Raw genomic sequence first — 18,832 nt, 5'->3', positions numbered from 1 at the left:
CCTTGCAGGCCGTGTGAAAACACGCTGTGAGCAAGGCAAAACAAACGCCCCGACTGGTTCGGGGCGTTTGTTTTTTTGGAGGGATCAGCCCATCAACTCGATCAGGCGACGCGCGCCGAGTACCTGAATCGCGCGTTTGAGGTTGTAGGCCTGCACGGCCAGGGCCATTTCCGTACTGGCGCCCGCTAACTGCCGCAGCAGGAAGCGGCCGTTGCCGAATATCCACTGTTTCAGGTTACCGAAGGGGTGTTCGACGATCGCCCGGCGCTTGGCCATCATCTCCGGCCGGGCCTTCAGGCGTTGCTGCATGCGCTCGAACGCTGACTCATGGGTATGACGGCTGAGATGACGACGCTGGCTATTCGTGCAACGCGCCTTCAAAGGGCAAGCGCGGCAGTCGCCGGCGATCGCATAAAGCCTCTCTGTGCCTCGTACCTGTTTGAGCGGGAGCCACTGGCCTGCCGGGCACTGATAGCGGTCATGATCCACGTCGTAGGTAAAGGCGCTGCGATCGAACAGCGCCGTGCCGTTGCCATGATTGTTAACGCCGCGATTCGGCGGCACATACGCGCTGATGCCTGCATCCTCGCACGCCTGGAATTGCTCGCCATTGGAGTAGCCGGCGTCCGCCGTGACCGTCAGTTGCGCCTGTTCCAGCACGGCTTGAGCGGCTTCCGCCATCGGCTGCAACTGGCGAGTGTCATTGCCATCCTGGGTCACCTCGTGGTGCAGCACCAAGCAATGCTTGTCATCGACGGCACTCTGCACGTTGTAGGCGACCCGCGCGCCCTGGTGAGTTCGCATCAACTGGGCATCGGGCTCGCCGATCACGAACTGCTCGAGCCCCTGGGCCTGCATCAGTACCTGGCAGGTCAGGTTGTCCGCGTGTTGAGCCTGCAACTGCTCCAGCGCAGTCTTCACGGCACACCGGTCGCCCCCATCGCCCGCTTCGGCGCGGTCGGCTTCATCCAGGTCGCTCAGATAGCGGGCTATCTCGGCCTCCAGCTTGGCTTGCTGACGCTTGAGCCGCGCCAGGCTCAGGTGCTTGCGCCGTGAAGCCACCGCCTGGAATTTGCTGCCATCGATGGCCACCAACTGACCACCGAGCAACCCGACCTGGCGGCAGAACTGCACGAAAGCACGACAGGTCGCCTGAAACGCCGAACCATTGTCCTTGCGGAAGTCGGCAATGGTCTTGAAGTCCGGCGACAGGCGACCCAGCAGCCACATCACTTCGACATTGCGCTGGCATTCGGCTTCCAGTCGGCGCGAGGAGCGAATTCGCTGGAAGTAGCCATACAGGTACAGCTTGAGCAAGTCGGCCGGATCATAGGCCGGGCGCCCCGTCCGGCTCGCCTGCGCCTTGCTGAAGCCCAGCCGCTGCAAATCCAACCGCGCCACGTAGGCCTCGATCACGCGGACCAGATGTTCTTCGGGAACCAACTCATCCAGCGACACTGGAAACAAGCTGCCCTGATCACGCCCTTCACCGCGGATATAGCCCATGAACGACAATGCCCGTATCGATCGATACGGGCATTGTCTTTGGCTTGTGCTCAGACGGCTAGGTTTTCACACAGTCTGCTTGGCGGGGCTTTTTCTTTGCGGTTGTCAGCAGGAAGCAAAAACAAAGCCCCGCGCGGGCGGGGCTTTGTCGGGGGCATTAAAGGAAGGCGAGGATCAGTCCTCGTCTTCCATCCAGCCACCGCATTCCTTCCAGCGGTTGACGATGCCGCAGAACAGCTCGGCGGTCTTCTCGGTGTCGTAGCGCGCCGAGTGTGCCTCGCGGTTGTCGAACTCCATGCCGGCGGCCTGGCAGGCCTTGGCCAGCACCGTTTGACCATAGGCCAGGCCGGCCAGGGTCGCGGTGTCGAAGCTGGAGAACGGGTGGAACGGGTTGCGCTTGAGACCGGTGCGGTTCACCGCGGCGTTAAGGAAGCCGAGGTCGAAGCTGCTGTTGTGGCCGACCAGGATCGCGCGCTTGCAGCCGTTGGCCTTCAGCGACTTGCGTACGCCACGGAAGATCTCGGTGAGCGCCTGTTCCTCGGCCACCGCCATGCGCAGTGGGTGGTCCAGCTTGATGCCGGTGAATTCCAGGGCCGCCTGCTCGATGTTGGCGCCTTCGAAAGGCTCGACGCGGAAGAAGTGGGTGTGTTCCGGGAACAGGAACCCGCTCTCATCCATGCCGATGGTCACCGCGGCGATTTCCAGCAGGGCGTCGGTGGCGGCGTTGAAGCCACCGGTCTCGACGTCGACTACTACCGGCAGGTAGCCACGGAAGCGCCGCGCCATCGGGTGGCGCGGGCCGGGCGGGTAATTGCCGTCGAACTCTTCTTCGTAGACTTCTTCGCTCATGCGCCGGCCTCCAGCAGGCGCCAGCGCAGTTTTTCGCCGGCGCGCAGCGGCACCACTTCGTGGTCGCCGAAGGGCAGGCTGGTCGGAGCGGACCATTCCTCGCGCACCAGGGTGATGCTGTCAGTGTTGCGCGGCAGGCCGTAGAAGTCCGGGCCGTGGAAGCTGGCGAAGGCTTCCAGCTTGTCCAGCGCGTTGCGCTGCTCGAATGCCTCGGCGTACATCTCGATGGCGGCGTACGCGGTGTAGCAGCCGGCGCAGCCGCAGGCGGCTTCCTTGGCGTGACGGGCGTGCGGCGCCGAGTCGGTGCCGAGGAAGAACTTCGGATTGCCGCTGGTGGCGGCGTCGAGCAGGGCTTCCTGGTGCACGTTGCGCTTGAGGATCGGCAGGCAATAGAAGTGCGGACGAATGCCACCGACCAGCATGTGGTTGCGGTTGTACAGCAAGTGGTGCGCGGTGATGGTGGCGCCGACGTTGGCCGGGGCGGCCTTGACGAACTGCGCGGCGTCGCCGGTGGTGATGTGCTCGAAGACCACTTTCAGGGTCGGGAAGCGCGCGACTACGCGAGTCATGTGCTCGTCGATGAAGCGCTTCTCGCGGTCGAACACGTCGATTTCGGCGTGGGTCACTTCACCGTGCACCAGCAGCGGCAGGCCGACTTCGGCCATGGCTTCCAGGACGTGGAAGATGTTGTCGATGCTGGTCACGCCGGAATCGGAGTTGGTGGTGGCACCGGCCGGGTAAAGCTTGGCGGCGTGCACGAAGCCACTGGCCTTGGCCGCGCGCACGTCTTCGGCGCTGGTGCGGTCGGTGAGGTAGAGCACCATCAGCGGCTCGAAGCGGCTGCCGGCCGGGCGTGCAGCGAGGATGCGCTGGCGGTAGGCGTCGGCTTCGGCGGCGTTGCGCACGGGCGGAACAAGGTTGGGCATGACGATGGCGCGGCCGAAGGTGCGCGCGGCATCGCCGACGGTCTGGGCGAGGGCGGCGCCGTCGCGCAGGTGGATGTGCCAGTCGTCGGGGCGCAGCAGGGTCAGGCGGTCGGACATGGGAATTCCAGGGGGGCGGTTTGCAGCGGAAAAAGTGGGGAAATGCTACCGGAAAAGCCCGCTCCCGGCACTCGCTATCAAGTTTTGCCGGGGCCGTCCGATATCCCCTGGGTACTTTCCAGCTTTTCCCGGAGCCCCCCGTGCGCCATCGCTACCTTCTCCTGCTCGGCCTCTGCGCCAGCCTGCCGGCCTGGGGGCTGACCTTCCAGACGCGCCTGGAGAATGCGCAGTGGACGGTCGCCGGCGATCAGTTCGAGTGCCGTCTGTCGCAACAGGTGGCCGGGTTCGGCGTCGGCGAGTTCGTCTGGCGTGCGGGCGAGTCCCCGACCTTCCGTCTCAAACCGCAGCGCAACTGGTACGGCGGCGGTTCGGCGACGCTGCTGGCGGCGGCGCCGCCCTGGCGTCCGAGTCAGGGTGATATCAACCTCGGCTCGGTGTCCCTGGTTGCCGGCGAAGTGCCTTTCACCAGCAGCCAGCAGCAGGCCGGGCGTCTGCTCGATGGCGTGCTGGAAGGCCGCAGTCCGGAAGTGCGCCTGCGCGGCACCGGTCAGGACTTGCGCGTGCGCTTGCTGGCGACACGCTTCGCCGATGGTTACACGCAACTGCAGGACTGCTCGGCGAAGATGCTGCCGGTCAACTTCGACCAGGTGCGCACCAGCCAGGTCGGCTTCCCCGGCGGCGGTGACGCGCTCGATCCGCTGGCCCGCGCCAAGCTCGACATCATTCTCCAGTACCTGAAGGCCGATCCGTCGGTGAACCGCATCGAGCTCGACGGGCATTCCGACAACAGCGGCAACCGCCTGAGCAACCGCGACGCCTCGCGGCGCCGTGCGGTTGCGGTGCAGGAATACCTGAAAGCCAATGGCGTGCCGGAGAACCAGATCACCGTGCGCTTCTACGGCGAGAGTTATCCGCTGGTGAAGAACAATTCGGAGGCCAACCGCGCGCGCAACCGCCGGGTGACCGTCCATCTGTCGCGCGAGGCGGTGCCCGAAGCGCCCGCCGCCACACCACCGGCAGCGCCGACAGCCCCTGCTGCTCCGCCTGTCGCACCGGCAGCGCCCGCCGCGTCTGCGGCCAAGGCACCTGCTGCGCCGGCACCTGGACTGGGCGCGACGAACCGCGGCGCCTAGTCGCACCTTCGATAGAATCTGTCGCGTTGTCGTCTAAAGCTGTCGCCCCTCTGTAATTTCCTACAGCGCGACAGTAGAATCGGTGGTTTTCGTGACAACCCCCCGTGGAGTGATGGCATGGCGGACGTGAAGAAGGTAGTCCTGGCGTATTCCGGTGGCCTGGATACCTCGGTGATTCTGAAGTGGCTGCAGGATACTTATCAGTGCGAAGTGGTGACCTTCACCGCTGACCTGGGACAAGGCGAAGAAGTCGAGCCGGCTCGCGCCAAGGCCCAGGCAATGGGCGTGAAGGAAATCTACATCGAGGACCTGCGCGAAGAGTTCGTCCGCGACTTCGTGTACCCGATGTTCCGCGCCAACACCATCTACGAAGGCGAGTACCTGCTGGGTACTTCCATCGCTCGCCCGCTGATCGCCAAGCGTCTGATCGAGATCGCCAACGCGACCGGCGCCGACGCCATCTCCCATGGCGCTACCGGCAAGGGCAACGACCAGGTTCGCTTCGAGCTGGGCGCCTACGCGCTGAAGCCGGGCGTGAAAGTGATCGCTCCCTGGCGCGAGTGGGACCTGCTGTCCCGCGAGAAGCTGATGGACTACGCCGAGAAGCACGCCATCCCGATCGAGCGCCACGGCAAGAAGAAATCGCCGTACTCCATGGATGCCAACCTGCTGCACATCTCCTATGAAGGCGGCGTGCTGGAAGACACCTGGACCGAGCACGAAGAGGACATGTGGCGCTGGACCAAGTCCCCGGAAAACGCGCCGGACCAGCCGACCTACATCGAGCTGACCTACCGCAAGGGCGATATCGTCGCCATCGACGGCAAGGACATGACCCCGGCTCAAGTGCTGGCCGAACTGAACCGCATCGGCGGCGAGAACGGCATCGGCCGCCTCGACATCGTCGAGAACCGCTTCGTCGGCATGAAGTCGCGCGGCTGCTACGAGACCCCCGGCGGCACCATCATGCTCAAGGGCCACCGCGCCATCGAGTCGATCACCCTCGACCGCGAAGTCGCGCACCTGAAAGACGAGCTGATGCCGAAATACGCCAGCCTGATCTACAACGGCTTCTGGTGGAGCCCCGAGCGTCTGATGCTGCAACAGATGATCGACGCCTCGCAGGTCAATGTGAACGGTGTCGTGCGCCTGAAGCTGTACAAGGGCAACGTCATCGTGGTCGGCCGCAAGTCCGACGACTCGCTGTTCGACGCGAACATCGCGACCTTCGAGGAAGACGGCGGCGCCTACAACCAGGCCGATGCCGGTGGCTTCATCAAGCTGAACGCTCTGCGCATGCGCATTGCCGCAGGCAAGGGCCGCAGCCCGCTGTAACGAACACCCCTTTGGTGTTTCGGCCCCGTGCGGATTCCGACCCGCACGGGGCCTTTTTCATTGTGCGACTGGCGCGCCAAGCTGGTGCGGCGAGACAATGGCCGCCAAGCGTCGCGGTCGCTGAACGGCCGCCACCGTGAAACTGTCGGAATACCGTGAAAGCATGTCTGGCAACCCGCTGGGGAGCGCTGCTCCGTGGGGCGCCGAGACGGGCCCGCGCCGGCCCGATTCCATCCTGAGGAGATTCATCATGCGTCTGCTGCACACCATGCTGCGCGTCGGCGACCTGGACAAGTCCATCGCCTTCTACACCGAGATCCTGGGCATGACCCTGCTGCGCCGCAAGGACTACCCGGACGGCCAGTTCACCCTGGCTTTCGTCGGCTACGGCAGCGAGGAAGAGAACAGCGTCATCGAGCTGACCTACAACTGGGGTGTGGACAAGTACGAGCTGGGTAGCGCCTACGGCCACATCGCCCTGGAAGTGGATGACGTCTACAAGGCCTGCGAGGACATCCGTTCGCGCGGCGGCAAGATCACCCGCGAGCCGGGGCCGATGAAGCACGGCACCAGCATCCTGGCCTTCGTCGAGGACCCGGATGGCTACAAGATCGAGCTGCTGTCGCCCAAGCGCCAGGATTGAGGAAGGTTGTTCTCTGGGGGCCGCGAACGCCGCGGCCCAGAAAAGACGAAGCCCCGCCAAGTGCGGGGCTTTTTCATGCAGGGGGCAAGGCTCAGAGGTCGAAGTCGTAGTCCGACAGCTGGCGTTGCAGGCGGCGTTCTTCGAGGTAGTTGTCGATGATGCGGCGCTTGGTCAGGTTGGTCTTGGCGACTTCGGCTGCAGCTTCGCTGTCATCCGAATCGTCAGTGCTCACTTCTTCTTCGAGCTCTAGATCTTCTTTATCAGCCATAACGATCACTCCAGCATGCGGGGTGTGCTTGGCGCCCCTTATAGCGACAAAGCTCGGGGCGGTAAAAAAGATTTTTTCAATGAGCGGCGATGCTTTTGACGATAGCACTCAATCGTCGGAAGTCTTGTGCTTGTACTCGCACAGATCCTCGATCCGGCAGCTGCCGCACTGCGGCTTGCGGGCCTTGCAGACGTAGCGGCCATGCAGGATCAGCCAGTGGTGCGCGTCGAGCAGGTACTCCTTGGGCACGAACTTGAGCAGCTGGCGCTCGACTTCCAGGACGTTCTTCCCCGGCGCGATGTTGGTGCGGTTGGCGACGCGGAAGATGTGCGTATCCACTGCCATGGCCGGCTGCCGGAAAGCCGTGTTGAGTACTACGTTGGCAGTCTTGCGGCCTACGCCGGGCAGCGCCTCGAGGTCCTCGCGATTGTCCGGCACCTGGCTGCCGTGCTTCTCGACGAGGATGCGGCAGGCCTCGATGACGTTCTTCGCCTTGCTGTTGTACAGGCCGATGGTCTTGATGTACTCCGACAACCCTTCGACACCAAGGGCGTAGATCGCCTCCGGCGTGTTGGCCACCGGGTAGAGCTTCGCCGTGGCCTTGTTCACCCCGACGTCGGTGGCCTGGGCGGAAAGGATCACCGCGATCAGCAGCTCGAACGGCGTGCTGTAGGCCAGCTCGGTCTCGGGGTTGGGGTTGTCTTCACGCAGACGGCGGAAAATCTCCGCGCGCTTGGCGGCATTCATTCGATCACTCCGGTCACGCGGACGCGCTGGCGCTCGCTGGCGGGTACGTTGCCCGCCTGCGCCTGGGTGCGTTCCGCCAGGCTTTCATCGATACGGTTCTTCAAGGCGATCAGCAGGCCGAGCAGCAGGAAGGCGCCGGGCGGCAGCACGGCCAGCAGGAAGCCCTGGTAGCCGGGGACCTGCAGCTTCCAGCTGGCGGCAGCGGGGCCGAACAGCAGGTTCATGTCGGCCAGCAGGGTGCCGTGGCCGAACAGCTCGCGCAAGGTGCCCAGCACCAGCAGGACCAGGGCGAAGCCGGCGCCGGTCATCAGCCCGTCGAAGGCCGAGCGCAGAACGCCGTTGCGCGCGGCGAAGGCTTCCGCGCGGCCGAGGATCACGCAGTTGGTGGTGATCAGCGGGATAAAGATGCCGAGGATCTGGTACAGCTCGAAGGTCCAGGCTTGCATCAGCAGCTCGATGCAGGTGGTCAGCGCAGCGATGATCAGGACGAACGCCGGCAGGCGCACGGCGTCGCTCAGCCAGCGCCGCGAGGCAGAGACGGCGGCGTTGGAGCAGGCCAGCACGAAGATGGTCGCCAGGCCCAGGCCGAGGGCGTTGACCATGGAATTGCTGGTGCCCAGCAGCGGGCACAGGCCAAGCAGCTGGACCAGTCCGGCGTTGTTCTGCCACAGGCCCTGCTTGGCGATTTCGCGGTAATCACTCATGGCTTTCGCCTCCACTCGCCGGTGCGAGCAGTTCCGCCTTGTGCGCGTCGAAGTACTGCAACGCCTTGTGCGTCGCCTTGACCACCGCGCGCGGGGTGATGGTGGCGCCGGCGAACTGGTCGAACTGGCCGCCGTCCTTTTTCACTTTCCAGCCGGCGTCGTCCGGATCGTTCAGCGAGTGGCCATCGAAACCGTGCAACCAGTTGCTCTTGCCCAGCTCGATCTTGTCGCCCAGGCCCGGCGTTTCCTTGTGGGCCACCACGCGCACGCCGAGCAGGCGGCCTTCGGCACTGACCCCGACGAGCAGCTCGATGGCGCCGCTGTAGCCGTCCGGCGCGGTGGCCGGAAGAATCACCGCTGTCGCGCGACCTTGCAGGCGAGCGACGAATCCAGACGCAGGCTGCGTCTTGCCCAGCAGCTTGGGGTCGAACACCGCGACGGGCGCATCCAGCGGATGGTTGTCGTAGCTGCCGGCGGGCAGCAGGTCCAGCAGCATGCGCCCGCGCGCGTCGCGCTGGGCCTCTTCGATGCGCGCCTGGGTGAGCTGGTGGACGACGGCTACCAGGCCGACGCAGAGCACGGCGAACAGCCCGAGCGCCAGGGCGTTCTTCAGCATGGAGCGGCGAGCGTCGGTCATCTCACTCCCCCAGCTTGAAGCCGCGCTTGGGCTTCTTGTGCCCGTAGGTGCGCGGTCGCGTGTAGTAGTCGATGGTCGGCGCCGCCAGATTCATCAGCAGCACGGCGAAGGCCACGCCGTCGGGATAGCCGCCCCAGGCGCGGATCACGTAGGTAATGACGCCGACGCCGACACCGAAGACCAGCCGGCCACGGTTGCTGGTGGCGCCGGACACCGGGTCGGTGACGATGAAGAAGGCGCCGAGCATGCTCGCCCCGCTGAACAGGTGGAACAGTGGCGAGCCGTGGGAATCCGAACCCGAACCGTTCCAGAACAGCAGGCTCATGACGAAGAGCGCGCCGAGCATGCCCACCGGCGCGTGCCAGGTGAACAGTTTGCGCCACAGCAGGTAGAGGCCGCCGGCGAGGAAGGCCAGGTTGACCAGCTCCACGCCCTTGCCGCCGAAGTGGCCGAAGGCCGTGCTCTGCGCCAGCAGCTCGTCGATGGTCAGGCTGTGATTGTTCTTCAGCACGTCGAGGGCAGTGGCGCCGGCCCAGGCGTCCGGCGGCGGCGCGCTCAGGCCGAGGATGCGCGAGAGGCCGTCGACCAGGCCGAGACCGGTGTCCGGGTTCGGCCAGCGGGTCATTTCCAGCGGGAAGGACACCAGCACCACCACATAGCCGAGCATCGCCGGGTTGAACGGGTTCTGCCCGAGTCCGCCGTAGAGGTGCTTGCCGAACACCAGGGCGAAGGCGGTGGCCAGCAGGGTCAGCCACCAGGGCGCGTAGGGCGGCAGGGCGAGGGCCAGGAGCACGGCGGTGACCAGGGCGCTGCCGTCCATGAGGAAGACCCCCAGCGGACGCTTGCGCAGGTGCAGCATCAGCGCCTCGGTGCCGAGCGCGACGGCCGAGCACCAGAGCAGGTTGAACAGGGTGCCGACGCCGTATAGGGAAAGCAGCACCAGGGCGCCCGGCGCGAGCGCGGCGAGCACCTGCAGCATGACTTTCTGCGTGCGATTGGCGCCGGTGGCGTGGGGCGAGGAAGAGCGCGGCAGGGCCATGGGGTCACTCCGTATCGCGCGCGGCCAGCGCGCGTTCCGCCAGTGCCAGACGCTCGCGAGCGGCGGCCTGGCGGGTATCGTCGGCGCCTTCGCGCTCGAGCTTCTTCAGGTCGGCGCGGGCGTAGGCCAGTTCGGTCTTGAGCGCGCGGGTTTCGTTATCCACAGGGCGCTTGTCGATGCGCTGCAGGTCCGGCGCCGGCTTGCCGCTGGCGTCCTCGGCGGCGTGCAGTTGCTGTTCGGCCTCTTTCAGCGCCGCTCGCAGTGGCACCAGTTCGGTTTCGTCGGCACCCGCCTGCTCGGCTTTCTTCAGCTCGGCGCGGCGGGTGGCCAGCGTGATCTTGGCTTTCTTCAGTAGCGCCATGCCGTCGCCGCTGGGTTGCACTTCCGGCGCGGGGGCTGCCTGCAGTTGCGCCAGATGTCGATCGGCCTGGTCGGCGGCTTTGCGAAGTTGAGCCAGGGTGGCTTGTTGCGATTCGTCGGGCGTTTCGCCGAAAGCCTTCTCGGATTTCTTCAACTGGGCGCGCGCCATGGCGGCATCTATCTTCGCCTTCTTCAGCGCCGCTTCATCCGTTGCCGGAGCGGCAGATGGCGCCGCAACCTCGGTGGCCTCCGCGGCTTCCAGCGCCAGGCGGGCCTGCTCGGCGGCTTGGCGCAGCGACTCGACCTGGGCGCGCAGCGCATCACTGTCGTGGGCGGCCAGTTGCTTCTCGGCCTTCTGCAGGGCGACGCGAGCCATGCTGGCTTCGATCTTTAGTTTCTTCAGATCGGCGCCGGCATTGCCTACTGCCTTCTCCGACTTCACCCTTTCGATGGCCGATTGCGGCGCTTCAGCAACCGGTGCTGCGGCCTGGTTTTCGCGTACACGCGCGGCGCGCTCCTGGCGCGCCTGGCGTTCCTCTGCCTTGCGCGCTTCCTCGTGGCGCAGGCGCTCCTGGCGCTGCTCGAAGCGCAGGCGCGAATGCTCTGCCTTCTGCTGTTTCAACTGCAGCTCGCGGATGTCCGCTTTTGCCGCGCGGTAGTACTGCACCAGCGGAATGCTTGAAGGGCAAACGTAAGCGCAGGCGCCGCATTCGATGCAGTCGAACAGGTTGTGCGCCTGCAGTTGCTCGTGGTCCTCGCCCTTGGCGAAGAAGTGCAGCTGCTGCGGCAGCAGGCTGGCCGGGCAGACCTGGGCACAGTCGCCACAACGGATGCACGGCAGCGTCGGCGGCGGAGGCGGTAGCTCGCTGGCGCTGGCGGCAAGCAGGCAGTTGGCGGTCTTGATTAGCGGTGCCTGCGCATCGCTCAGAGTGACGCCCATCAGCGGGCCGCCCATGATCAGGCGGTCCAGTTTCGCGCGATCGAGGCCGGCGAATTCCAGCAATTCGCCGATGGGTGTTCCGAGAAGCGCCTCGACGTTCATTGGCCGCGTCAGAGCCTCGCCGGTCAGGGTGGTGAGGCGCGAGATCAGCGGGCGCCCGAGCAGCACCGCGTCGCGTATGGCCACGGCGGTGCCGACGTTGACACAGACCATGCCGATGTCCGCCGGCAGGCCGCCGCTGGGCACTTCGCGGCCGGTGAGCAGGAGGATCAGCTGGCGCTCGCCGCCGGAGGGGTATTTGGTTGGCACCACACGCAGCTCGAAAGGCCGTTCGCCTATGGCCTGGCGCAGCGCCTCGATGGCTTGCGGCTTGTCGTCCTCGACACCGATCAGCACCTGCGGTGGCTGCAGCAGGTGGGCGAGGATCTCGATGCCTTCTACCAGTTCGGTGGCGCGCTCGCGCATCAGCATGTCGTCGGCACTGATGTAGGGCTCACACTCGGCGCCATTGATCACCAGGACGTGCAAGTCCTCGGCAGCGCGCGCGGCGAGCTTGGCGGCCGTGGGGAAGCCGGCGCCGCCGAGCCCGGCAATGCCAGCCAGGCGGATGCGTTCGAGCAGGGCGACGGGGGATTCCTGGCGGTAGTCCGGGCAGGGGTTCAGTTCGGCCCATTCGTCCCGGCCGTCGGCGTCGATGACGATGGCCTCGGCCAGCAGGCCGGAAGGGTGTGGATAAGGTTGCTCGCCGATGGCCACCACGGTGCCGGAAGTGGGTGCGTGCACGGCGGCACTGATGGCGCTGCCGGGGAGGGCGATGCATTGGCCCTTGCGCACGTACTCGCCGACCGCCACGCAGGGCAGGGCCGGTGCGCCGGTGTGCTGCTGCAGTGGCAGGATCAGGCGGGCCGGCAGCGGCGCGCAGACGCTGGGGGCTGCGGTGGACTGCTGCTTGTTGGCCGGCAGGTGCAGGCCGCCGGGGAAGTCCCAGACCTTGGCGTTCATGCCGCCTGCTCCCGGTCCGTGGCGATCAGGCGCGTCGCCGGCAGCGGCCATTTCCAGTCGCGTACGCCGACCTCCAGGTCGCGCATTTCGATGCAATCCACCGGACAGGGCTCGACGCAAAGGTCGCAGCCGGTGCATTCGCTGGCGATCACCGTGTGCATCAGGCGCGCGGCGCCTACGATGGCGTCCACCGGACAGGCCTGGATGCACTTGGTGCAGCCGATGCACTCCGCCTCGCGGATATAGGCCACGCGCGGCGGGGTTTCTGCCGGTGCGTCCAGCGGCGGGGCCTCGATGTCGAACAGGTCGGCGAGGGCGGCGATGGTGGCTGCGCCGCCGGGCGGGCATTTGTTTATCGCGTCACCCTGGGCGATGGCCTCGGCGTAGGGCTTGCAGCCGGGGTAGCCGCACTGGCCGCACTGGGTCTGCGGCAGCAGGGCGTTGACCTGCTCGGCGATCGGATCGCCCTCGACCTTGAAGCGCACCGCGGCGAAGCCGAGCAAGGCACCGCTGGCCAGGCACAGGAGCAGCAGTACGCCGACCGCGAGCAGTACCGTGCTCATAGCTTGATCAGCCCGGTGAAGCCCATGAAGGCCAGGGACATCAGGCCGGCGGTGATCATGCCGATGGCCGCGCCCTGGAACGGCTTGGGTACGTCGGCGATGGCGATGCGCTCGCGCATGGCGGCGAACAGTACCAGCACCAGGGAGAACCCCAGGCCCGCGCCGAAACCCTGCATGGTCGACTGGAGGAAGCCGAACTCGGGCTTGTGGGCGTTGAGCAGGGCGACGCCGAGGACGATGCAGTTGGTGGTGATCAGAGGCAGGAAGATGCCCAGCACGCGGTACAGCAGCGGGCTGGTCTTGCGCACCAGCAGTTCGGTGAACTGCACCACCACGGCGATCACCAGGATGAAGCCGATGGTGCGCAGGAATTCCAGGTCCAGCGGGCGCAGCACGTAGCGCTGCAGGATGTAGCTGCAGACCGACGCCAGGGTCAGGACGAAAGTGGTGGCGAGGGCCAGGCCGATGGCGGTCTCGATCTTGCGCGAGACGCCCATGAACGGGCAGAGGCCGAGGAACTGCACCAGCACGAAGTTGTTGACCAGGATGGCGCTGACCAGGATCAGGGCGAGTTCGGTCATCGAGGCTACCGTCTCATGCAGGCTGGGCCGGAAAAGGGGCGCACATTATCGGGAAGCCGCCCTGGCGGCTCAAGCCGTGGCGTCGCTTTCATTGCTCTGGCTTCAGGTTAGTGCAGGTTCGGCGAAGGTTGCGGCTGCTGCGGCAAGCGGCTTCTAGACTCCAGGGGAATGCGGGACTGCTCGGCGGCGGGAGGCGGCATGAAAGCGCTCAAGACGATAGGCGTGGTGACCACCATCATCGTGGCCTGGATCGGCGGCTTGTCGAGCATCTGGCAGGCCTATCAGGGCCGCAAGGACCGCCAGTTCGACACGGCCATGGTGCTCAAGGAGACCAAGAGCAAGAGCTTCGCGGCGGAGATCGCCAGCTACGAGAAGGCGACGGACAAGAGCGGGCTCGACCAGGTGATTGCCCAGCAGCAGAAATTTGAGCACGGCTGGCGCGACGAGCAGGACCTGCAGCGGCTGCTCAAGCCAGTTCTGGAGCAGACCGCCACCAGCCTGCCGGCGGATCTGCAGGCGCGGGTGGCGATGATCCTGGCGCGCAACCGCGACAACGACCAGTTCGACCCCGGCTACATCCTGCTGGGCGCGGCCTACCTGGTGACCCAGGACTACAACAACGCCAAGGAATACCTGGGCCTGGCCCGCGGCAGCGGCGACGACCCACCCGCCAGCGCCCTCCTGGCGGCGGCGCTTTCACGCTTGTCGCAGCAGGCGCCGACGCCCATCGAGCGGCAGCAGCTGCAGCGTTCGGCTCTGCAGAGCTTCCAGCAGGCGTTACAAGCCGCCGGCTGGGACGCGAAACAGGGCTGGACCTTGGGCCTGTTCAAGGGCGACAAGAGCGCCGATGCGGCCCGCGATCTGGCTGCCTTCAGCTTCAGCGACAAGTCACTGCACGAAGTGGTCAAGGACGATCCGGCCTACAAGGCGCTCATCGACAAGTGGGGCGGGGAAGGGCGCAAGGAGGCGATGCTGGTGCCCCAGTGGGACAACAAAACCCAGCAGTAGTCGCCGCCTTATAGGCCATGAAAGCGGCGTTGGTCAGGCCGATGTACTGCGTGCGGCCGCCCATGTATTGAGTCACTTAAGCCCTCCGGAATTGCATCTGTCAGATATCTCAATCCGAGCGAAAGTGGGGCGTGCAAGTCAGGCGATTCTGAAAAGAGCGCTAACGGAATCGGTCTGTCTGACTCCGAAATCCGTAACTGTAGGCGGAGATTTCTTGATCTCGGCGTGGTCCCCCTTTGCTCGTACCCCGCGTGGATAATTTTCGGCCTTTTAGCAAGGCGCCGGGCCGTCGCATCTCGCTAGCAACATAAGTCGCAAGTGCCCGTGCGGTGGCTGGCGCCGCTGGATTGCACGCAAAGCGAGGGATAAAAGATGAGAGCACTGGCCTGTCTGGGCGACCAGACCACCTACGGGAAGATCATTTCCGCTACCGCCACCTGGTACGAAGAGGGCAAGCCCCTTGCCAAAACAGGCGACATGGCCTGGTGCAGCAACTGCAAGGGCGCCTTTCCCATCATCGGCAGCGTGACCGACTGGCTCGAAAGCGTGCCTTACGTCGCCACTGGCGACCGGGTGGCCTGTCGTTGCCCGAATCATGTGGTGTACGGCTCCACCACCCAATACACCTCGACCGTCTCCGACGCGCAGTCGGCCAGTGCATCGCAGCCAGCTGCGTCGACCACGGCGCAGCCCACTCACCATGCAGAACCTGTGCGGATGGCTACTTCCGCCCAAGCCTCTTCCCCTGTGCCGCTAGCTCAGCCCCAGAGCGCGCCGGACAAGCCCGAAGCCAACCCCAAACCAGAGTTAACGCCGGAGCTGATTGCCGTCGCCGGCAGCCAGCACGACAACAGTTCCGGCAACAAGATGATGTTCATCGGCCAGGCCGTGCGCGAACTGAGCGAATTCAAACGCAGCAAACCGGCCCTGACTCGGACGCTGGTGGTATTCACGCCGTCCTACAACGAAGCGATGCTCAATGCCGCACGCGGCTCTGCCGAGGCCTACGGTGCAGGTTTCGTCAGCGTGAGCAATGTCCAGGAACTGATCGATTACCTGAACCGAGGCAAGGACCGAGAGCAGTCGCCCATCGAACATCTGTCGTTCTTCAGCCATGGCGTGCCGCATCGCATTGCCTTTGGTTATCAACTCGCGGGGGATTATCAGATGTCCCTCGATGTCCTGAGCTACAGCAAGATTTCGATTCTGGCCTTTTCCAGTGCCGCGCGAATCGACAGCTACGCCTGCCGTACTGGCATGGGCAATCGCCCGGAATACCCCATCGAAGAAGGTATTCAGTTCTTCCCGCAGACCAACGAAAGCCTGGCGCAATTACTGGCCGACCATCTCCAGATCAAGGTGCGCGCGTTCATTCGCCGTTCGGATTACAGAAACACTTGGGGGACGTTCGAGGAGCGCCAGTTGGGTAAGTTGTGCGAGATCAGCGACAACGCGGCGCCGGGCGAGGAGTGGTGTCGTAAGTGGAGAGTGTTGGAAAAGGAACGGGCGGATAGCGACCGTGTGTTCAATTTTACCTATCAGGCCATAGGTGCAATCAGTCCTGTGCTTTCAGGTGATACACCCATCGGAGTACCGGGAGGCCACTTTGAGTTTCTACCGAAGTAAGGGCTTTTGGATTGCCTTCACCATTTTCCTTCCCTTACTGCTAATCGCGACAAACTACGGATTCAAGGTGATGACGAGTATATACAAAAAGGATCTGGGTAACGGCGTGGTAATTTATGCAGACGACTACGTGAAGACTGGTCTCTGGGTATTCGACTGCAAGTATCGCCGCTTGATTAGCCGCCAACCGCTGCCTGTCCCGATAGATGAGTTGGAAAGGACCAATAGGCTCACTATTGGAAAAATGTATGCATTGAGCGGCGACGATAAGAATCATGCAAAAGTGGTCATCCGAGCTGTCACAGAGATCCCCGACTGGTACAAAAATTTACGTTACCGATACTCCGTGCTAGGTGAAAGTAGTAATTTGAATGGTCACTCTTTCGAAATGACAGCATCGCTGGATGGTCGTAAGTGGGGATTGGAAATATGGCAAGAGATAGGCTACGACGGCGACTCAAGCTTCGATATAACGGCCGAGCCCTACGATCCCGAAACCTACGTGGACCACGCCAAGGCGTTACAGGCCGCAGCCAAGAGCTGCCCCATTCCACAATAAGGGTGGAAGTTTCATCCTCTCGGACAGGTTCTGCCTTTACAAACCAAATCATGGGGGTTAATAGCCCCATGATTTATAGAACTTCCGAGCGTCATGCCTATCAGATGGCTTTCGACGTGCTGCGCTACAGCAAGATCTCGCCGCAAGCGTTTTCCAGCAGCGCGCGAATCGACAGCTACGCCTGCCGCACCGGCATGGGCAATCGCCCGGAATACCCTATCGAAGAAGGCATCCAGTTATTTCCGCAGACCAACGAAAACCTGGCGCAACTGTTGGCCGATCATCTGCGGATCAAGGTGCGCGCTTTCATTCGGCGGTCGGATTACAGGAACACTTGGGGGACGTTCGAAGAGCGGCAGTTGGGCAAGTTGTGCGAGATCAGCGACAACGCGGCGCCGGGAGATGAGTGGTGTCGGAAGTGGCGCTTGCTGAAGAAAGAGCGAAGCCAATACAACAAACTCGGTGATTTTACCTACCAGAGAATTGGGGCGATTAACCCCGTGATTTCTGGCGATACACCGCTAGGCGTACCGGGAGGTCATTTTGAGTTTTCGCCAAAATAGAAGATTTTGGACTGCCCTCGCTATCATTTCCCCACTGCTGCTAATTTTTGGTAATTACAAGTTGAATACTATGATGAGCGAATTTAAGCAGGATTTCGGTAATGGCGTTGTTGTTTACGCGGACAAATACGTAAAGACGGGGCGCTGGGTGTTCGACTGCAATAATTCACGCTTGATCAGTCGCGAGCCGTTGCCTGCGCCAATATCTGAATTGGAGAGCGCCAAGGAGCTCGCCATAGGTAATATGTTCTATTTGAATAGCTCGGACCAACAGCGCTCCCAAGAGGTACTGAGGGCTATCGTTGGTATGCCGGGCTGGTATAAGAATCTACGCTATCTCTACTCTGCACTGGATGAGGATAGCGATTTAAATTCGCACATGTTCTATTTTGTTACCCAATACGCAGGACAGCCATGGGCGGTAGAGGTCGACCAATCAATCGGCCACAACGGAAAATCTAGTTTCGAAGTAACTGCTAGACCCTACGCCCCCGAAACTTACGTGGACTACACCAAGGCGTTACAGGCCGCAGCCAAGAGTTGTCCTGCTCCACAATAATAGTGGAAGTTTCATCCTCTTGAGCAGGTCCTACGTTCATATGCCAAGTCATGGGGGTTGATAACTCCCATGATTTATGGAATCCCCTGTGACGTGCCCAGAAACTATTAACTCCAGGGGCTGCCAGATGTCTCTCGACTTCTTGCGCTACAGCAAGACTTCGCCGCAGGCGTTTTCCCGCACTGCGCGAATCGACAGCTACGCCTGCCGCACCGGCATGGGCAATCGCCCGGAATACCCTATCGAAGAAGGCATCCAGTTCCTCCCGCAGACCAACGAGAGCCTGGCGCAACTGCTGGCCGATCATCTCCAGATCAAGGTGCGTGCTTTCATTCGGCGGTCGGATTACAGGAACACTTGGGGGACGTTCGAAGAGCGACAGTTGGGCAAGTTATGTGAGATCAGCGACAACGCGACGCCGGGGGAGGAGTGGTGTCGGAGGTGGAATGAGTTGGCCAAGGAGCGAAAAAACAGTAACGATTTGCTTGATTTCACCTATCAGACCGTAGGTGCAATTAACCCCGTGATTTCAGGCGACACACCTATTGGTGTACCGAGAGGCTACTTTGAGTTTTTACCAAAATAAGACCTTATGGATGCTAATGGCCATTTTCTTTCCGCTACTAGTGGTCGCGAGCTACTACGGACTAAAAGTAATGACAAGTGTATGCAAGACTGATATGGGGAGCGGCGTAGTGATCCATGCTGACGACTATGTAAAGACAGGTCGTTGGGTTTTTCACTGCGGTCGTTCACGCCTTATAAGTCGAGAGCCGCTGCCTGTACCAATTGCGGATCTGGAACAGGTCAATAAGTTAACTATCGGGAAAATGTATGAATTAAATGATGCTAATGAAAAGCTCGCGAAAATGGCCATCAGAGCCATAACGGCAATTCCAGAGTGGCACAAGAGATTGCGTTATCGCTACTCCGTACTAAGTGAGTACAGCGACCTGAATAGCCATGTCTTTGGCTTGTTGGGGAATTATGAAGGCAAGCAGTGGGCGTTAAGAGTTTGGCAAGAAATCGACTACAACGGAAATTCGAGTTTCGAGATCACGGCCGAACCCTACGACCCTGAGACCTACGTGGACTACGTCAGGGCATTGCAGGCTGCAGCGAAAAGTTGCCCTGTTCCGCAGTAAGTAATCATTGATCCGACTGCTT

21 protein-coding genes are annotated in these 18,832 nt (G+C 62.9%); 10 read left to right on the top strand and 11 right to left on the bottom strand.

Translation table 11 applies throughout. The annotated features are described in order from the left end of the window. Positions 1-84: 84 nt before the first annotated feature. From ACA097_RS05690 to pyrC, 3 genes are all read right to left on the bottom strand, one after another. Positions 85-1,506 (bottom strand): IS1182 family transposase, encoded by a 1,422-nt coding sequence (locus ACA097_RS05690; protein WP_371366310.1) that lies wholly within the window; start codon positions 1,504-1,506, stop codon positions 85-87. 174 nt (positions 1,507-1,680) lie between these two features. After that, complete coding sequence (gene rnt, locus ACA097_RS05685; protein ID WP_043250277.1) at positions 1,681-2,355, bottom strand: ribonuclease T; 675 nt, start codon at positions 2,353-2,355, stop codon at positions 1,681-1,683. Beyond that, on the bottom strand, positions 2,352-3,398 hold the full coding sequence (gene pyrC, locus ACA097_RS05680) for a dihydroorotase (RefSeq protein ID WP_371369045.1): 1,047 nt from the start codon (positions 3,396-3,398) through the stop codon (positions 2,352-2,354). Before pyrC ends, rnt begins: the two co-directional genes overlap by 4 nt. Before the next feature lie 140 nt (positions 3,399-3,538). Between pyrC and ACA097_RS05675 the strand changes: the two genes are divergently transcribed. The 3 genes from ACA097_RS05675 (at position 3,539) to gloA (ending at position 6,509) form a co-directional block, all read left to right on the top strand. Beyond that, complete coding sequence (locus ACA097_RS05675) at positions 3,539-4,531, top strand: OmpA family protein (RefSeq protein WP_371369043.1); 993 nt, start codon at positions 3,539-3,541, stop codon at positions 4,529-4,531. Positions 4,532-4,648: 117 nt separating this feature from the next. Beyond that, positions 4,649-5,866 carry an argininosuccinate synthase gene (locus ACA097_RS05670; protein ID WP_043250280.1) on the top strand — a complete coding sequence of 406 codons (1,218 nt, stop codon included), beginning with the start codon at positions 4,649-4,651 and terminating at the stop codon, positions 5,864-5,866. Positions 5,867-6,116: 250 nt separating this feature from the next. Further along, positions 6,117-6,509, top strand: coding sequence for a lactoylglutathione lyase (gene gloA / locus ACA097_RS05665; protein ID WP_043250281.1), 393 nt, complete (start codon positions 6,117-6,119; stop codon positions 6,507-6,509). A 91-nt stretch (positions 6,510-6,600) separates the two neighbouring features. Here the strand turns inward: gloA and ACA097_RS05660 are convergent, their stop codons facing one another. The 8 genes from ACA097_RS05660 to rsxA form a co-directional block, all read right to left on the bottom strand. Further along, positions 6,601-6,777: a PA3496 family putative envelope integrity protein gene (locus ACA097_RS05660; protein ID WP_043250282.1), complete on the bottom strand. Its 177-nt coding sequence runs from the start codon at positions 6,775-6,777 to the stop codon at positions 6,601-6,603. A 108-nt stretch (positions 6,778-6,885) separates the two neighbouring features. Next, complete coding sequence (gene nth / locus ACA097_RS05655; protein WP_043250283.1) at positions 6,886-7,524, bottom strand: endonuclease III; 639 nt, start codon at positions 7,522-7,524, stop codon at positions 6,886-6,888. Then, entirely contained in the window at positions 7,521-8,228 is a 708-nt protein-coding gene (locus ACA097_RS05650; protein WP_371369039.1) for an electron transport complex subunit E, read from the bottom strand. Before ACA097_RS05650 ends, nth begins: the two co-directional genes overlap by 4 nt. Beyond that, positions 8,221-8,865 carry an electron transport complex subunit RsxG gene (gene rsxG, locus ACA097_RS05645; protein ID WP_371369037.1) on the bottom strand — a complete coding sequence of 215 codons (645 nt, stop codon included), beginning with the start codon at positions 8,863-8,865 and terminating at the stop codon, positions 8,221-8,223. The genes ACA097_RS05650 and rsxG overlap by 8 nt, the downstream gene beginning before the upstream one ends. Position 8,866: 1 nt before the next feature. Next, positions 8,867-9,904, bottom strand: a complete 1,038-nt coding sequence (locus tag ACA097_RS05640) for an RnfABCDGE type electron transport complex subunit D (RefSeq protein WP_371369035.1) — start codon at positions 9,902-9,904, stop codon at positions 8,867-8,869. Positions 9,905-9,908: 4 nt separating this feature from the next. Continuing rightward, a complete protein-coding gene (gene rsxC, locus ACA097_RS05635; RefSeq protein WP_371369033.1) occupies positions 9,909-12,206 on the bottom strand; it encodes an electron transport complex subunit RsxC in 2,298 nt (765 codons plus the stop codon). Next, the gene (gene rsxB, locus ACA097_RS05630; RefSeq protein WP_371369031.1) at positions 12,203-12,769 is read right to left on the bottom strand and encodes an electron transport complex subunit RsxB; all 567 of its coding nucleotides are present in this window, start codon (positions 12,767-12,769) and stop codon (positions 12,203-12,205) included. Before rsxB ends, rsxC begins: the two co-directional genes overlap by 4 nt. Next, entirely contained in the window at positions 12,766-13,350 is a 585-nt protein-coding gene (gene rsxA, locus ACA097_RS05625) for an electron transport complex subunit RsxA (RefSeq protein ID WP_371369029.1), read from the bottom strand. The genes rsxB and rsxA overlap by 4 nt, the downstream gene beginning before the upstream one ends. A gap of 198 nt (positions 13,351-13,548) precedes the next feature. Between rsxA and ACA097_RS05620 the strand changes: the two genes are divergently transcribed. The 7 genes from ACA097_RS05620 to ACA097_RS05590 all read left to right on the top strand — a co-directional run bounded on the left by ACA097_RS05620 (position 13,549) and on the right by ACA097_RS05590 (position 18,810). Further along, positions 13,549-14,358: a hypothetical protein gene (locus ACA097_RS05620; protein ID WP_371369027.1), complete on the top strand. Its 810-nt coding sequence runs from the start codon at positions 13,549-13,551 to the stop codon at positions 14,356-14,358. Between the two features lie 372 nt (positions 14,359-14,730). After that, positions 14,731-15,984, top strand: a complete 1,254-nt coding sequence (locus tag ACA097_RS05615; protein ID WP_371369025.1) for a PAAR domain-containing protein — start codon at positions 14,731-14,733, stop codon at positions 15,982-15,984. Continuing rightward, complete coding sequence (locus ACA097_RS05610) at positions 15,965-16,543, top strand: hypothetical protein (protein ID WP_371369022.1); 579 nt, start codon at positions 15,965-15,967, stop codon at positions 16,541-16,543. Before ACA097_RS05615 ends, ACA097_RS05610 begins: the two co-directional genes overlap by 20 nt. Positions 16,544-16,611: 68 nt before the next feature. Then, the gene (locus tag ACA097_RS05605) at positions 16,612-17,106 is read left to right on the top strand and encodes a hypothetical protein (protein ID WP_371369020.1); all 495 of its coding nucleotides are present in this window, start codon (positions 16,612-16,614) and stop codon (positions 17,104-17,106) included. Further along, positions 17,087-17,665: a hypothetical protein gene (locus ACA097_RS05600; protein ID WP_371369018.1), complete on the top strand. Its 579-nt coding sequence runs from the start codon at positions 17,087-17,089 to the stop codon at positions 17,663-17,665. The genes ACA097_RS05605 and ACA097_RS05600 overlap by 20 nt, the downstream gene beginning before the upstream one ends. A 127-nt stretch (positions 17,666-17,792) precedes the next feature. Continuing rightward, complete coding sequence (locus ACA097_RS05595; RefSeq protein ID WP_371369016.1) at positions 17,793-18,251, top strand: hypothetical protein; 459 nt, start codon at positions 17,793-17,795, stop codon at positions 18,249-18,251. A gap of 16 nt (positions 18,252-18,267) precedes the next feature. Next, the gene (locus tag ACA097_RS05590) at positions 18,268-18,810 is read left to right on the top strand and encodes a hypothetical protein (RefSeq protein WP_371369013.1); all 543 of its coding nucleotides are present in this window, start codon (positions 18,268-18,270) and stop codon (positions 18,808-18,810) included. Positions 18,811-18,832: the final 22 nt, after the last annotated feature.

It is taken from the genome of Pseudomonas sp. QL9 (assembly GCF_041409665.1).
GTDB classification, from domain to species: domain Bacteria; phylum Pseudomonadota; class Gammaproteobacteria; order Pseudomonadales; family Pseudomonadaceae; genus Pseudomonas; species Pseudomonas knackmussii.
Note: the sequence above shows the minus strand (reverse complement) of the source record. Positions and strands in the feature narration are given on the sequence as shown.

Excerpts from the sequence above, each read along its gene's own strand:
- ACA097_RS05605 (WP_371369020.1), top strand. The coding sequence starts at position 16,612 with ATGATTTATAGAACTTCCGAGCGTCATGCCTATCAGATGGCTTTCGAC.
- ACA097_RS05595 (WP_371369016.1), top strand. The coding sequence starts at position 17,793 with ATGTCTCTCGACTTCTTGCGCTACAGCAAGACTTCGCCGCAGGCGTTT.
- rsxB (WP_371369031.1), bottom strand. The coding sequence starts at position 12,769 with ATGAGCACGGTACTGCTCGCGGTCGGCGTACTGCTGCTCCTGTGCCTG.
- ACA097_RS05670 (WP_043250280.1), top strand. The coding sequence starts at position 4,649 with ATGGCGGACGTGAAGAAGGTAGTCCTGGCGTATTCCGGTGGCCTGGAT.
- ACA097_RS05590 (WP_371369013.1), top strand. The coding sequence starts at position 18,268 with ATGGCCATTTTCTTTCCGCTACTAGTGGTCGCGAGCTACTACGGACTA.
- ACA097_RS05650 (WP_371369039.1), bottom strand. The coding sequence starts at position 8,228 with ATGAGTGATTACCGCGAAATCGCCAAGCAGGGCCTGTGGCAGAACAAC.
- ACA097_RS05615 (WP_371369025.1), top strand. The coding sequence starts at position 14,731 with ATGAGAGCACTGGCCTGTCTGGGCGACCAGACCACCTACGGGAAGATC.
- ACA097_RS05640 (WP_371369035.1), bottom strand. The coding sequence starts at position 9,904 with ATGGCCCTGCCGCGCTCTTCCTCGCCCCACGCCACCGGCGCCAATCGC.
- rnt (WP_043250277.1), bottom strand. The coding sequence starts at position 2,355 with ATGAGCGAAGAAGTCTACGAAGAAGAGTTCGACGGCAATTACCCGCCC.
- pyrC (WP_371369045.1), bottom strand. The coding sequence starts at position 3,398 with ATGTCCGACCGCCTGACCCTGCTGCGCCCCGACGACTGGCACATCCAC.
- rsxC (WP_371369033.1), bottom strand. The coding sequence starts at position 12,206 with ATGAACGCCAAGGTCTGGGACTTCCCCGGCGGCCTGCACCTGCCGGCC.
- ACA097_RS05620 (WP_371369027.1), top strand. The coding sequence starts at position 13,549 with ATGAAAGCGCTCAAGACGATAGGCGTGGTGACCACCATCATCGTGGCC.
- ACA097_RS05690 (WP_371366310.1), bottom strand. The coding sequence starts at position 1,506 with ATGGGCTATATCCGCGGTGAAGGGCGTGATCAGGGCAGCTTGTTTCCA.
- ACA097_RS05660 (WP_043250282.1), bottom strand. The coding sequence starts at position 6,777 with ATGGCTGATAAAGAAGATCTAGAGCTCGAAGAAGAAGTGAGCACTGAC.
- rsxG (WP_371369037.1), bottom strand. The coding sequence starts at position 8,865 with ATGACCGACGCTCGCCGCTCCATGCTGAAGAACGCCCTGGCGCTCGGG.
- gloA (WP_043250281.1), top strand. The coding sequence starts at position 6,117 with ATGCGTCTGCTGCACACCATGCTGCGCGTCGGCGACCTGGACAAGTCC.
- rsxA (WP_371369029.1), bottom strand. The coding sequence starts at position 13,350 with ATGACCGAACTCGCCCTGATCCTGGTCAGCGCCATCCTGGTCAACAAC.
- nth (WP_043250283.1), bottom strand. The coding sequence starts at position 7,524 with ATGAATGCCGCCAAGCGCGCGGAGATTTTCCGCCGTCTGCGTGAAGAC.